The 14,778-nt window shown below is 59.6% G+C and carries 9 protein-coding genes; 8 read left to right on the forward strand and 1 reads right to left on the reverse strand.

All coding sequences use genetic code 11. The features are described from left to right. Positions 1-41: 41 nt before the first annotated feature. Together BUA94_RS02245 and BUA94_RS02250 are read left to right on the forward strand one after the other, a co-directional pair. Positions 42-1,760 carry an amidohydrolase gene (locus tag BUA94_RS02245; protein ID WP_073008249.1) on the forward strand — a complete coding sequence of 573 codons (1,719 nt, stop codon included), beginning with the start codon at positions 42-44 and terminating at the stop codon, positions 1,758-1,760. 197 nt (positions 1,761-1,957) lie between these two features. Beyond that, entirely contained in the window at positions 1,958-3,163 is a 1,206-nt protein-coding gene (locus BUA94_RS02250; RefSeq protein ID WP_073008252.1) for an ROK family transcriptional regulator, read from the forward strand. Positions 3,164-3,225: 62 nt separating this feature from the next. On the opposite strand, the gene BUA94_RS02255 is transcribed toward BUA94_RS02250, so the two are convergent. Beyond that, entirely contained in the window at positions 3,226-4,185 is a 960-nt protein-coding gene (locus BUA94_RS02255; protein WP_084081664.1) for an ROK family protein, read from the reverse strand. Positions 4,186-4,337: 152 nt separating this feature from the next. On the opposite strand from BUA94_RS02255, the gene pglB reads away from it, so the two are divergent. The 6 genes from pglB (at position 4,338) to BUA94_RS02285 (ending at position 14,771) form a co-directional block, all read left to right on the forward strand. Beyond that, positions 4,338-5,681: a polygalacturonase PglB gene (pglB, locus tag BUA94_RS02260; protein ID WP_073008256.1), complete on the forward strand. Its 1,344-nt coding sequence runs from the start codon at positions 4,338-4,340 to the stop codon at positions 5,679-5,681. A gap of 180 nt (positions 5,682-5,861) precedes the next feature. After that, positions 5,862-6,947 (forward strand): LacI family DNA-binding transcriptional regulator, encoded by a 1,086-nt coding sequence (locus BUA94_RS02265; protein WP_328586271.1) that lies wholly within the window; start codon positions 5,862-5,864, stop codon positions 6,945-6,947. Between the two features lie 95 nt (positions 6,948-7,042). Then, a complete protein-coding gene (locus BUA94_RS02270; RefSeq protein WP_073008258.1) occupies positions 7,043-10,156 on the forward strand; it encodes an alpha-mannosidase in 3,114 nt (1,037 codons plus the stop codon). A gap of 415 nt (positions 10,157-10,571) precedes the next feature. Continuing rightward, positions 10,572-12,464, forward strand: coding sequence for an ABC transporter substrate-binding protein (locus BUA94_RS02275; protein ID WP_073008260.1), 1,893 nt, complete (start codon positions 10,572-10,574; stop codon positions 12,462-12,464). A 173-nt stretch (positions 12,465-12,637) separates the two neighbouring features. Then, positions 12,638-13,624, forward strand: coding sequence for an ABC transporter permease (locus BUA94_RS02280; RefSeq protein WP_073008262.1), 987 nt, complete (start codon positions 12,638-12,640; stop codon positions 13,622-13,624). A gap of 10 nt (positions 13,625-13,634) precedes the next feature. Continuing rightward, a complete protein-coding gene (locus BUA94_RS02285; protein ID WP_073008264.1) occupies positions 13,635-14,771 on the forward strand; it encodes an ABC transporter permease in 1,137 nt (378 codons plus the stop codon). The last annotated feature ends 7 nt before the right edge of the window (positions 14,772-14,778 follow it).

Below are 14,778 nucleotides of genomic sequence, written 5' to 3' on the forward strand. Positions count from 1 at the left end.
GGGCTGGCGCGGCATTTATTTTTGAATGGGAGAATCTTGCGATGAAAACATCCAGACTTCTAATCGGCGCCGTGGTTTTTGCGGCCTTGAGCTCAAGTGTCTCCTTCGCGGCGAAAGCTCAGGAGAGTGCAGACCTCGTCTATTCCGGCGGTACGATCCTGACCATGGAAGACGATCAGCCCAAGGTGGAAGCGGTTGCCGTCAAGGACGGCAAGATCCTTGCTGCCGGCACTGCCGCGGACCTGGAGAAGCTCAAGGGCGCGAACACCAAGGCGATCGACCTGGGCGGAAAGACCATGATTCCCGGTTTTTTCGATGCGCATGGTCACGTCTTCATGGTTGGCTTTCAGGCAAAGTCAGCAAATCTGCTGCCGGCGCCCGACGGAACCGTCAATGACATTGCCGCGCTCCAGTCCGTGATGAAGGAGTGGTACGGCAAGAACAGTGCGCAGGTGAAGGCGACCAAGCTCTTCCCCGGCTTCGGTTATGACGACAGCCAGCTCAAGGAACAGCGTCATCCGACGAAGGAAGATCTGGACGCGATCTCCACGGATGAGCCCATCTACGTCATCCATCAATCCGGTCATCTGGGCGTCGCCAACTCCAAGGCACTGGAAATCATCGGCTATACGGCCGAGACCAAGGAATTGCCGGGCGGCGTGATCCGCAGGGACGACAAGGGCAATCCGACCGGGGTCCTGGAAGAATCGGCGCACTTCAACGCGCTTGTGAAGCTGACCAGCGATCTGAGCGCCGAAAATGCCGAGACGATGTTCCTGGCGGGTCTCGATCTGGTCAAGAGCTACGGCTACACGACCGCTCAGGAAGGCCGGGCAATGCCGAAGCAGTTCGCGGCCATGCAGGCGACTGCCAAGAAAAATAAACTGCCGATCGATGTGGTCGTCTATCCGGACGTTCTGATCGACCGGGACATGATCAAGAATACGGTTTCCGGCAGCTATGAAAACCGTATGCGCGTTGCGGGTGCGAAGCTGACGATCGACGGATCGCCGCAGGGTTTTACCGCCTGGCGTGACCGGCCCTATTACAATCCGCCGGAACATTTCCGGTCTGATTATGCGGGCTTTTCTGCCGCAACTTCCGATCAGGTCTTTGATGCGGTTGACTGGGCCTTCAGCAACAACATTCAGATACTGACCCATTCCAACGGGGAAGCGGCGAGCGATCTTCTGTTGGCGGCCATCAAAACGGCGGAACAGAAATACGGCATGGCCGACCGCCGTCCGGTCCTGATCCATGGCCAGTTCCTTCGCGAAGATCAGGTCGATGCCGCAGCCCAGCTTCATGTCTTCCCGTCCCTGTTCCCGATGCACACCTTCTATTGGGGGGACTGGCACCGCGATCATACGGTCGGGCCGGAACTGGCAGACAACATTTCGCCGACCGGCTGGTTCCGCAAGCGCGGGCTGATGTTCTCGTCTCACCACGATGCGCCGGTGGCTCTGCCGGACTCCATGCGGATCCTCTCGGCAACAGTCACACGCCGCAGCCGGTCTGGTGACATCATCGGTCCGGACCAGCGCGTGGATGCAATGACCGCGCTAAAGGCCATGACCATCTGGCCCGCCTATCAGCACTTCGAAGAAGCGCAGAAAGGGTCGATCAAACCCGGCAAGCTTGCAGATCTCGTGATCCTGTCCGAGGACCCGACAGCCATTGATCCTGAGACCCTTCATGATGTGAAGGTTCTGGAGACGATCAAGGAAGGCGTCACGGTCTATACGGCGGACGCCAAGTAAGTCTTCTGCCCGACATTCAGAATGCCCGCGCCCTCTTCTTGAGAGTGTGCGGGCATTTGCATTTGGGAGATGGTTTCACCGCCAGTCTTCCCCCAGCTTTCCCTTGGGAATTTCGCTGGTCTGGCGTTCCCTGCTTGCAAGCCGACTTGAGATTCTGGACAAGTTAACTGAGGTTTCTGGCACAAAAGGTTGGTTGCATGACAATTTCGGCGACGTCCTACCCGGTTCTGCGTCAGATTTCCGTTCGCGCAGCCGTCGATATGCTCCTGCAGGAAGGGCCAACCTCCCGGGCGACCCTGGCGAAGAAGACGGGCCTTTCCAAGCAGACTATGTCCGAGGTGATCCGGATTCTGGAAGAAGACGGATGGGTGCAGATCAAGGGTGTTGAGACCGGGCGTGTGGGGCGCAGCGCGGTCACCTATGAATTCAATGGTGAACGTGGTTTTGCGGCCGGAATTGAGATCGGCAGCGGCCTTATCCGTGTCGCGCTCGTCGATGTGACCGGCAGGGTCCGGGTCGAGCGCGAACAGGCGGTCAATGGCGATGGTGCTGCGCTCGTGGCAAAGGCCGGTGCGATGGTGACCGGCCTCCTCGGTGAGGAGGGGATCCCCGGAGATCGTTTGCTGCTTGCGACTGTGGCGATGCCTGGTGCGGTTGAACCGTCAACAGGCCGATTGCGGCTTGCGCCGGATATGGACCCTTCCGAAAGCCTTGATGTCGCCGGGTCTCTTCAGGCAGTTCTGGGGTGTGAAGTTTCCGTCGAGAATGACATCAATGCTGCGATGCTGGGGGAAGCCTGGCGAGGATGCGCTGCCGGTGTCGAGACCTCGGCATTCCTGTCGCTGGGCGAGGGCGTCGGACTGGGTCTGATGGCTGGCGGTGTGCTGATCCGCGGTGCGCGCGGCGCGGCAGGCGAACTCGCATATCTGCCTTTTGGCGGCAACCCGGACGCTCCTGAAGGTCTGGAGCGCGGCGCGCTGGAATGTGTCCTGGGATCGCGCGGCATCATTGAACGTTATGACAGGCTCACCGGAGGGGCGAGCGGTTTTCAGGCGGCAGACATTCTGCAACGGGCCCACCAGGCAGATGAGGCAGCCGCAGAGGTCTTGCGTGAGACCGCCCGTCTTGCGGCTCTGGCGCTGGTCTCCATCGATGCAATGTTTGACCCGGAACAGATCGTGCTGGGTGGAACGTCCGGTCTGGTGCTGGGCCTTCTGGAAGAAGTGCAGGCCATCTTGCCAAGCTTCACCCGCCGGGCGATCCGGCTTGAGCGCAGTCAGCTTGAACTGCGGGCACCGCTCGTCGGCGCCGTGGCCATTGCCCTGAACCTCATGCACAATCGCCTGTTTTCCCCGCAGGACATTCCAAGTCAGCTTCGCCTGCCGCCTGTGCAAGCAACGTAATTCCCTTCAAGCCGGCAGGCTTCTCGGGGCATGACGGGGACTTGCGAGAGAGGAGTGGGTTTCTAAGGGTGCTGCTGCGCAAACAGCGCGGCGCCGATGACCCCGGCGTCTGATCCGAAACGGCTGGGTTGCAGTGGGCAGGGAAAGGGCAGAAGGCTGTCCGCCTGCCGGGCAAGTGCTTGCCGGAACCTGTCCTGGCTGCCAATGCCGCCGCCAATCACGATGGCTTGCGGGTCGAGAAGGCTCTGGATCGCCGCAACGCCAACGGAAGCTTCGCGGGCAATCTGCTCGATGGCCTTGGCGGCATGCTTGTCGCCGGCGTCCGCCCTCTGAAAGAGATCCGCGACCGTTTCCCCGTCCTCGCAATATCGGGCACGGATGCCAGGCGTCCCGACGATGTCCTCGAAGAGGCCATTTTGTGAGGCGCCGGCTTTCTCATGAGGGGTTGCGCCGGTGGGCAGATAAGCGATTTCTCCCCCCCGCCCAAAGGCGCCGCGGATCAAGGTCTTGCCGATGACAAGTCCCATGCCGACACCGGTTCCGAAGGACAGGAAGACAACCGGCTGTCCGTTTTCTGCCGCCAGAGCGAAAGCTTCTCCATAGGCGGCCAGATTGACGTCATTCTCGACAAGAATGCGGGTACCCGGCAGCCGTTTCGCAAGAAGAGCCGCGAGAGGCACATCTTCCGGCAGGCAGAGGTTGGGCGAAAGCGAAGCCAGCCCGGTTTGCGGCGAGACGGCTGCGGGAATCCCGATTGCAAGCGTGCAAATGTCTGTCAGAGTCGCGCTTGCCTGCGTGGCAAGATCGTCAGTGATCCGGACCAGTTGCTCCAGAACCGGCGCATCCGGGCCATGGGCTGTCGGCTCGTTGATCCTTGCGAGGATCTGGCCCCGGGCATCTGCAATCAGGGCCAGGATCTTGGTTCCACCCAGATCGATGCCGATGAAAAGGCCGGGATCTTGGGCCCTTTCACTAGCGGCGGATGATGCTGGATCAATCGGCAAATGGCTGTCGTCGGGCATGATCACGGCTTGTAGATAATTAGTTCGTTAAACTGACTAATTGACTTGGCAGCTAAATCTTGCTCTGTCAATAACACCAAACGGCGGGCGGTCTGCCCGAACCGGCCTTGTCCTGACATCTTCAATACTTCGACTGCGAAGGGAGCGTCGCAATGCGTGATCGTGAAATTGTGTTTTCCTGCCGGGAAGGTGATTGCACCTCCGAACTGCAGGCTGAGATGAATTCTGCCGCCGAAACCGGTTCTACTCTGGTGCTTGGCGCAGGCGTTCACCATTGCGGCGCTTTGCGTCTTCCGTCCGGCACGCACCTGCACTTTGCGGATGGGGCAATCCTGCGTCTGGCCGACAGCTATGATGCATTTGCAAGCAACAAGGTGGATGTGATCGCCGAAAGTTCGGATCGTGCAGCGCTCCTGGCCCAGAACGCCTCCAATATCCGCATCAGCGGCAAGGGCGTGATCGAAGGGCAGGGCGCAGCCTTCATCACCGGCTATCTGGCCGAAATGGGAACCCATATTCCCGCAGCGCTGCGACCGCGTGTTCTGGTGTTTGAAAACTGCTCGAACATCACCCTCGAGGATTTTTCCGTTCATCGCTCCCCCATGTGGACCATCCACCTGATTGGGACGGATGGGGTGACCATCCAGCGGATCCATGTCGACAATGACCGGGAAATGCCGAACACCGATGGTGTGGTCATCGATGCCTGCACCAATGTCGTGATTACCGCCTGCAACATAGCGACAGCGGATGATGGCGTGGTTTTGAAGACCAGTGCCCGGAGCGATGGCGAGCCGGCCGGCATTTGCCGCTCGATCACTGTGTCCGGCTGTATCGTTGAAAGCCGCAGTTGCGCCCTTAAGCTCGGGACCGAGAGTTTCGGCAATTTCGAGAACATCCAGTTCGTCGATTGCAAGATCGTCCGCTCGAACCGGGCGCTGGGCATTTTCTCCCGAGACGGCGGGGCGGTGCGCAATGTGCTGTTCCAGCGCATCGATATCGATTGCGCGGAAACCCCGGAAGGCTTCTGGGGTTCTGGTGAGGCCATCACGGTCAATTGCGTCGACCGCCGCAAGTCCAAGCCGGCCGGAACGGTCGAAAATGTTCTGTTCGAGGATATCACCGGACGGATGGAAGGCGCGATCAATCTGGTTGCCGATGCGCCAGCCGGCATCCGCAATGTGTCCTTGCGCCGGGTGTCGGTGCTGCAGGAGACGAGCAGCTACAATGGTCTGCGCTATGATGTCCGTCCCACCCGTTTCGACCTTGAGCCTTCGCCGGATGCAGCGGGCCGGGCGAATGCCTGGGTCAAGGATGCGGAGGGCAAGGTGATTGGCCTCGTGCCTTATCCCGGTGGCATGCCGGGTGTCTTTGCCAGCAACGTTGAAAACCTTCAGGTCGAAGCGGTGTCGGTCAGCCGTCCGGCACCCTTGCCGCAAGGGTGGAATGCGCAGGAGATCGTTGTGTTGACCGGAGAGCCCAATCGCTGGACTTGATCTTATCTGGCGAATGAAAAAATTTTAGTCACAGCTATCCATGGCCAAAACGCGCAGTTTTCAAAAATCTGTTGTGTTTTGGCCATTCTTGTTCTGTTATCAGGCGCATTCGCTCTGTTGAGGAATAGAGTGATGAAATAATTTTTACTGGCATCAAGGGAATGCGGGCAAACCTCCGGTTTGGCTGCTGGTGGATATGCCGGTGTCCGGGAGGGAGTTGGGACAATAGCAGGCAATCGGAAAGTTGGTATCAAGGACGTTGCGCGCGTGGCGCAGGTTGCCAACTCAACTGTCTCGCACGTTCTGAACGGAACGGCGTCGATTTCTCCCGAAGTGCGGGCCCGGGTGCTGGATGCGGCAACGGAGCTCGGCTATCTCGCGGAACGAAAGGTCAAGGCGACCATTTCGGCTCTTCGCACGGTTCTCCTGGCTGTGAATGATGATGCTCTGCCCGAGAACGAGACCAACCTCTTTTCCTGGACCGTGCTCAATGCCTTGAGCCGGGACTGCGAGCGCAGAGGTGTGCGGCTTGCGCCTTTTGCTGCGGCCGGCAATCTCAGTGCGGAGCAGGTTCTGGCGGCCGCAAGTGAGGTGAGTGCGGACGGTGTGATCATCGTCAATGACGACAATCGGGACCTTCTGAACGGCATTCGTGCTGGCGGCATTCCCGCCGTCCTGATCAACGGTGAAGATCAGGGCATGCAGGTTGACAGCGTGACCCCCGGGAACCGGTTCGCGGCGCAGCTCGCCACAAGCTGGCTGATCTCGCATGGCCACCGCAAGATCCTTCATATCACCTGGGCTGGGCGAACCACCATTCACCGGCGTCTCGACGGATTTCAGGACGCGTTCCGTGCCAGCGGTTTGCCGCTGTCCGATGCGCCCGTGCTGCGGGTCGGTGGTTACGAGCCGCGTTTCGGAGAAGAGGCTATCCGCCAGTGGCTGGCTGAACATGGCGGCATGGACGGGGTCACCGCTCTGTTCTGCGCATCGGACAACCTGGCCTTCGGCGCGATCCGGGGACTTGTCGCGGCTGGCCTGAAAGTGCCGGACGATGTGTCTGTCATGGGATTTGACGGTGTCGCACTTGGCGAACTGGTGATGCCGCCCCTGAGCACGGTGAAGGTGCCTTTGGAACAGATGGGCCCTGCGGCACTCAATCTTCTTGAGCAGCGCATTCTTTCTGCGGACAGCGACCGGGCGGCTCACCGGCTTGAGCTGGGCTGCAGCATCATCGAGCGGTCCAGCGTCGCAAACCTGCCTTAAGGCAATGGCGCGAGCGGCCTTGCATAGGTCGTCACCGCGCAATTAATTCAAAATCAAGGGAGAGGCCATCTTCCAGGTGGCCTGCAAAGAAAGACATGCAGCGCATCAAGAAGCTTGACCACCTCCTCGCACAATTGCGGGAGCGCATTTTCACGCGCGTTGACGGCGATGTTCCCTTGCGGTTCCGCAGGGCTTTGCCGGAGGAACGTGGCAAGGCCTTGGCCGAAACCCGGGACAAATGGGTCGAGGTGACTGAAGACCTGATCTGGGGCGAGCCGGAGGCTTATTTCTGGTTTGCGGGCATTGCAGAAGTGCCGCAGGAAGCCGAAGGCTGCCGGCTCTATCTGCGGGTCGAGGCGCAATTCGGCAATGTCATGGGCCGCTCCGATCCCCAGTGCCTGGTCCGCGTCAACGGCAAGGTCAGTCAAGGTGTCGATGGCAATCACCGCGAGCTGCTCCTGAGCGAAGAGGCGAAGGCCGGGGACAGGTTCGACATCGCCATTGAAGCCGGGACGATTGAAAGTCGGCGCCAGGCCGGGTTCTCTTGTCACCTGCAGATTCATGACCTTCTCGCCGAAACGGTCTTCTATGATCTGGCCGTGCCGCTGGATGTCGCCCGTCTCTTGCAAGAGGATGATCCGCGCCGGCACTTCCTGTTGAATGCGATTGATGACGCACTGAAGGTGGTCGATTTCCGTGCCGGGGATGCTGCGCGTTTTGCCGCATCGCTGGAACAGGCCCGTGCGGTTGCAGCTGTGATCTACGAGACGAAGGATTTTGCGGACAAGCCCGTTATCACCGTGACGGGCCATACACATATCGATGTTGCCTGGCTCTGGCGGATCCGCGAAACGCGCCAGAAGATGGCGCGCTCCATGGCGACGGCGCTGAGCCTGATGGATCAGTATCCCGACTACATCTTCATGTACAATCAGGGCCTGCTGCTCGACTACCTCAATGAAGACTATCCGGAGCTGTTCGACCGGTTGAAAGCCAAGCATGACGGTGGGCAATTCGAGATCGAAGGGGCGCTCTGGCTGGAGCCGGACGCCAATGTCACCAGCGGTGAATCCTTCATCCGCCACATCATGCATGGTGTTGCCTATCATGAGCAGACCTTTGGTGTGCGGCCGAAGATCATGTGGCTGCCGGACACATTCGGCTATGCGGCGGCGCTGCCGCAGCTGATGCGCCTGTCCGGTATCGAGGTGTTCGTTACCCACAAGATGAGCTGGAACGACACCAACCGCATGCCGAACGAAACCTTCTGGTGGCAGGGCATCGACGGAACGGAAGTACCGGCCTATTTCCTGACCTGTCAGCCTTACACTTCGACCAGCATCGGCACGACCTACTGCCCGAACCTCAAGGCGACCCATGTCATGGGGGCCTGGCGCCGGCATGGGCAGCAGGACCTCAACAAGGATCTCTGGCTGGTCTATGGCCATGGGGATGGCGGTGGCGGCCCGACCCGCGAGATGCTGGAGAATATCCGCCGCATGGAGCGCGGTATACCGGGGTGCCCTGCCGTGGTTCACGGGCCGATGGCCCCCTTCTTCAACGGTCTTGTCGGGCGCATGAATGCAGAGCCCGACCGGTTCCCGAAATGGGTGGGTGAGCTCTATCTCGAGTTCCACCGGGGCACGTTGACCTCTGTTGCCAAGAACAAGCGCAACAACCGCAAGGCCGAGCAGGCGCTGCGGGAGCTCGAGGCACTTGCCGTTCTGGCGCGTCAGAAGGGGCATGCCTATCCGGCGGAAGAACTGCACCGGCTGTGGCGGATCGTGATGCTGAACCAGTTCCACGACATTCTGCCGGGCTCGTCCATTGGCCAGGTCTTTGATGACAGTGACCGTGACTATGCGGACTTCTTCTGCGCTGCGGAAAACCTCAGGCGTGATCTGAACCTTGCAGCTCTTGGTGCCGGAGGGCAGGCCATCTTGAACGTGTTTGGCCGCCCGAGAAGCGGTCTCGTGACGCTCGCCGGGCAAACACCCAAGGTGCTGAAGACGGGAGACATGTCCGCGACCACCCAGACGGTGCACCGGGCTGATGGTTCAGTCGAGCAGGCAGCTCCAGTCGCCGGGCTCGCGCCCCTCAGCCTGACGCCGGTCATGGTGAGCGAAGGGCCCGACATCCCAGGCAGTTCCGAGCTGATTGTTTCCGAGACCCGTCTGGAAAACGCAGTGCTTGCGGTTCGTTTTGATGACAAGGGGCGCATCCTGTCCCTCTTTGACAAGCGCAAGGACCGGGAGGTCCTGATGCGTGGGCGTGTTGGAAACCGTCTTCAGGCCTATCGGGACATGCCTGCGCAATTTGATGCCTGGGATATCGACGACAGTTTCGAAGATCAGGTTTGGGAAATTGATGATCTTGTGTCTGCTGAGGTCGTGGAGCAAGGGCCGTACCGGGCAGCGATCCGCTTTGAGTGGCGTTATGAAAGCTCGCGCATCGTGCAGGTCGTGTCCTTGGAAGATGGCTGTGCCGAGGTCGAGATCGATAGTTTCATTGACTGGCGTGAGCACAATACCCTGATCAAGGCAGCCTTCCCGGTCGATGTGATGACGGACAAGTCGACGGCCGAGATCCAGTTTGGTCATGTCAGCCGCCCGACCCACCGCAACACGTCCTGGGATCAGGCGCGGTTCGAGACGGCCATGCACCGCTGGGTGGATGTGTCCGAACCGGGCTTCGGCCTCGCGCTGCTGAACGACTGCAAATACGGTTATGACGTGAAGGGAACGGAGCTGCGCCTGACCATCCTGCGCTCGCCAACCTATCCCTGGCCGGAAGCTGATCAGGGCGAGCACCACTTCCGCTATGCCCTTGCCGTACATCACGGGCTTTTCGAGGGCGAGGGCATTCCCGCCAAGGCGGAAGCGTTCAATCATCCCTTGCGGCTTGAAGATGCAGGGGAAGCTGACACATCGCTTCTGCTGGACTCTCCAGACGCTCTCATAGCCTTGGAAGGCGGTAGCGTCACGGTCGAGAGCGTCAAGCAATCCGAAGACGGTTCGGGGGTCGTGATCCGGCTATGGGAAACCCACGGTCAGGAAACGGCGACAGAGCTGCTGCTGCCGGAAGGTGTCAAATCCCTGGCCGAGGTGGATATCCTGGAGAGGGAGCCGGTGCGTCTTGAGGCCGCAGCCGGAAAGCTTCCGCTCTCCTTCCGGCCGTTCCAGATCAGAAGCATCCGGATCGAGATTTGAGCCGGTGGTCCGGGGGCGGTTGTCCCCGGCCGGCCCAATCGCGGAAGGCATGCCCGTTGCTGCAAGGCAGCGACGGGCAAGGCCTTTGATTGTCAGTCACCTGCCGTTGCGAGAGCCTTTGTGATGGCGTGGCACTGAGTGCATTGCCGCATAAATTTCATGAAAAAATTTGCTTCGTAGATTCGCGTAGGCGATGGTTATGAAAAAATTTTCTAGTTGATTTACGGATTTAGTTCGAGCAATTGTCTAATTAATCTCTGACGAGAGAGCGGATTGTGAAAATATTTTTATAACCTGTTTTCATTGTCTGCCGGAGAGTTGTGAAAAACATTTCGCAACTTTTCTGAGAAGGGGGAATGCCGGCGCTTCTGGTCATGAAGCGGGGAGAGCCGGAAAATGGAGGAGTAGTAGCGAAATGAAAGCAACCAATTTTCTCGCAGCGCTTGCGGTAGGCCTGCTGGCGTCCACGTCGGCTTTCGCCTTCCAGGAATCGCCGATGCTGACGGAAATGGTCAAGAAGGGCGAATTGCCGTCCGTCGATGAGCGCCTGCCCGAGCATCCGACCGTGGTCAACGCTGTTGAAGTCGGCCAGTTCGGCGGAACCTGGCATCGCGCCTACAAGGGGCCGGGTGACCGTTGGGGTCCGACCAAGCTCATGGAAGAGCGCGTGCTCAAGTGGTCGCAGGATGAGGAAGGCCAGCTCGGTCTGACCAAGGGCTACATCTCCGACTACAAAGTCAGCGAAGACTCCCGCGAATACACTTTCACCCTGCTGAAGGGCCTGAAGTGGTCCGATGGCGTGCCGGTCACCACCGAAGACGTCAAGTTCTGGTATGACGACGTTTTCCTCAACACCGATATTCTCTCGGCCATCGACCAGACCCTTGCACCTGGCGGCAAGCCGATGAAGCTGGAAATCATCGACGAGCAGACCTTCAAGGTCAGTTTCGATGAGCCTTATGTCTATTTCCTGGATATCCTGGCCAAGGACTCCACAGGCAACCCGAGCCTGGACCGTCCGAGCTTCCTGTTCCCGAAGCACTACCTGAAGCAGTTCAACAACCACTACGCTTCCGAAGAAGAGCTTGCGGCCGCTGCCAAGAAGTTCGGCGTCGAGAAGTGGTCCGACATGTGGGGCTCCAAGGGCCCGGCTACGGCCTGGTGGCAGAACCCGGATCTTCCGGTCATCACTGCCTGGAAGATTGAAAAGCCGGCTCCGGGCGATGTCGTGACCATGGTCCGCAACCCCTATTACTGGGCCGTGGACCAGGCTGGCAATCAGCTGCCGTACATTGACCGCATCGCTCACAAGCTGTTCGACAACCAGGAAGCTTTCAACCTGATGATCGTGCAGGGGCAGATCGACATGCAGATGCGCTATGTCGAGCCGCAGGACTTCACCTTCTACAAGGAAAACGAAGCCAAGGGTGACTACAAGGTCCGCCGCTGGACCCAGGCCCAGACCTGGTCCCTGGTTCCGAACCTGACCGTCAAGGACGAAGGTCTGCGCGAGCTCTTTGCCCAGGCTGACTTCCGTGAAGCGCTGAGCATCTCCATCGACCGTGAAACCGTCAATGAACTGGTGTTCTCCGGTCTGGCAGAAGCCCGCTCGGCTTCTCCGGTTAGCGGCTCTCCGAACTTCGATGCGGATCTGGAAACCCATTGGGCAGAATATGATCCGGACAAGGCCAATGAGCTGCTCGATGGCCTCGGCCTCGACAAGCGCGATGGGGACGGTTTCCGTCTGCGTCCGGATGGCAAGCGCCTGTCGATCGTGGTTGAAATGCAGCACGAGAATGGTCCGAAGACCATGGAAGTCGTGGCTGACAACTACCGGGATGTCGGGATCGAACTGCTGCCGCGCTTGATCGACCGCACACAGTGGGACGCAAGCCGCGACAACAACGACTTCCAGATGCAGTGGTTCCCGTTCGACCGTCTTTCGGTCGTTGCAGCCGATCCGCGCATCATGATGGGCAACGACACCTATGGTCACCAGTATTACATCTGGTACTCGACCAACGGTGCTTCGGGCATGGAGCCGCCGGCTGACCATCCGATCCGCAAGATCTTTGCCGATTGGGACAAGGCAGCCAGCGCGGGCAACCGCGCAGATGCGGATGCCGCCCTCAACGATCTGATCAAGACCTTCGTGACTGAAGGCTACGTGATCGGTGTCGTAGGCGAAGTGCCGGCCATCTCGGTTGTGAAGAATGACTTCATGAACTTCCGTGACGGCCTCATCGAAGACGACATCACGCGTGGCATCGGCATCGGTGTCACCCAGCAGATGTGGATGAAGCAGTAACGGCTTCATCCTGAACCTCGTCCCTGAAAAAGCCGCCGCTCTCGACGCGTGAGGGCGGCGGCAAGGGGCATTCGTAACTTCTGATAGATCCTGGGTTTCGTAGATCGGCGGACGGGAAACCGTCCCGCAGGCGGGGAGCGTGTCTGCTTCCGAGCGAAACAGGGGGAGGAAAAATGCTAGGCTTTATTGTCCGGCGCACATTGTGGGCCATACCCACACTGGCCTTTGTGTCATTCATTTCATTCGTGATCATTCAGCTTCCACCGGGCGACTTCGTGACCGCCTATGTGGCGCAGCTGCGCAATGGCGGCGAATACGTCACCGAGATCGAAGAAGCGATGATGCGGGCTCAGTACGGTCTGAACGACCCGCTGCTGGTACAATATTGGCGCTGGATTTCCGCGATCATCTTCCACGGAGACTTTGGCCGTTCCCTCGAATGGAACGCCCCCGTGAGCGACCTGATCTGGGACCGCCTGGCTCTGACCCTGATCATTTCCACCCTCAGCATGGTGTTCACCTGGATCATCGCCATTCCGGTTGGTGTCTATTCGGCGACCCGGCAGTATTCCTTCTTCGACTATATCTTCACGATCTTCGGTTTTCTCGGCAAAGGCATTCCGGACTTCCTGCTGGCCCTGATCCTGATGTGGGTCGCCTTCATCTGGATGAACCTTGACGTTGGCGGGCTGATTTCGCCGCAGTTTGAGGGGAAGCCCTGGGACACTGCCAAGATCATCAACATGCTGTCGCATATCTGGATCCCGCTTGTGGTGCTCGCGACTGGCGGTGCCGCTGGCCTGATCCGCGTGATGCGCGCCAACATGCTGGATGAACTGCGCAAGCCCTATGTGGAAACCGCCTATGCCCAGGGGTTCTCCGAGCGCACGGTTGTCTGGCGCTATCCCGTCCGCGTTGCTCTGAACCCGTTCATCTCGACGGTTGGCTGGGCCTTGCCGGCCCTCTTTTCCGGCGACGTGATCACGGCCGTGGTGCTGAACCTGCCGACGACCGGTCCCCTGCTGCTGCAGGCGCTGAAGATGCAGGACATGTATCTGGCGGGCAGCTTCATCCTCATCCTGAGCGTGTTCACCGTTATCGGCACGCTTGTTTCCGACATCCTTCTGGCGTGGTCCGACCCGCGCATCCGTTATTCGTGAGGAGGCGACAATGACACTTGAAGCAACTGCCGCCCCTGTGGAACCGGAAACCGCCAGCCGCGAGGAAGATCTTTACACTGCGAAGCCCTGGACGCTGATCTGGTGGCGCTTCCGCAAGCACAAGCTTGCCGTTGCCTCTCTGATCTTCATGATCGTCCTCGGCATCATGGCAATCTTTGCGGACTTCATTTCGCCCTACACGCCCTTCAGCTTCAGCAAGCTCAACACCTTCGCGCCGCCGAGCGTGGTGCGTGTGATCCATGATGGCTCGCTGCACCGGCCGTTCATCTATGCGGTCAAGCGCAAGCGTGACCCTGAAACGGCCCGCGTCCTCTACGAGGAAGACAAGACCAAGGTTCTCCCGATCGAGTTCTTCGTGAAGGGGCAGGACTACAAGTTCCTGGGGCTGGTCCCGACCCAGATGCATCTCTTCGGCGTCAGCGACCGCAAGCAGCAGATCAACCTGCTTGGAACGGACTCCCTTGGCCGCGATCTCTTCACCCGGCTTCTCTATGGAGCTCGTGTGACCTTGTCCGCAGGTCTCATCGGTGTGGCGTTCTCCTTCGTTCTTGGTCTCGCGCTCGGATCGATCGCCGGCTACTACGGCGGCTGGTGGGACTCCGGCATCCAGCGCCTGATGGAATTCATCCGCTCGGTTCCCACGATCCCGCTCTGGATGGGTCTTGCGGCAGCCTTGCCGGTCGCCTGGGATCCGCTGTTCGTCTACGTCCTGATCACCATCATCCTGTCGCTCATCGGCTGGACCCATCTGGCCCGCGTGGTCCGTGGCCGCTTCCTGTCGCTGCGCACGGAGGATTATGTGCTCGCAAGCCGCCTGTGCGGCGCATCCGAGTACCGGATCGTGACCAAGCACATGCTTCCGGCCATGACCAGCTACATCATCGCGGCGATGACCCTTGCGGTGCCGGAGATGATCCTGGGTGAAACGGCCCTCAGCTTCCTGGGCCTTGGCCTTCGTCCTCCGGTCGTTTCCTGGGGCGTGCTTCTCCAGGACGCGCAGAACCTGCGTTCCATTTCATTGGCCCCCTGGCTTCTGAGCCCCGGCATTGCGGTCGTGCTCGTTGTCCTGGCCTTCAATTTTCTCGGCGATGGCCTGCGTGATGCAGCCGATCCCTACGGCCATTGACGGGGAG

Source organism: Roseibium suaedae (assembly GCF_900142725.1).
Classification (GTDB): domain Bacteria; phylum Pseudomonadota; class Alphaproteobacteria; order Rhizobiales; family Stappiaceae; genus Roseibium; species Roseibium suaedae.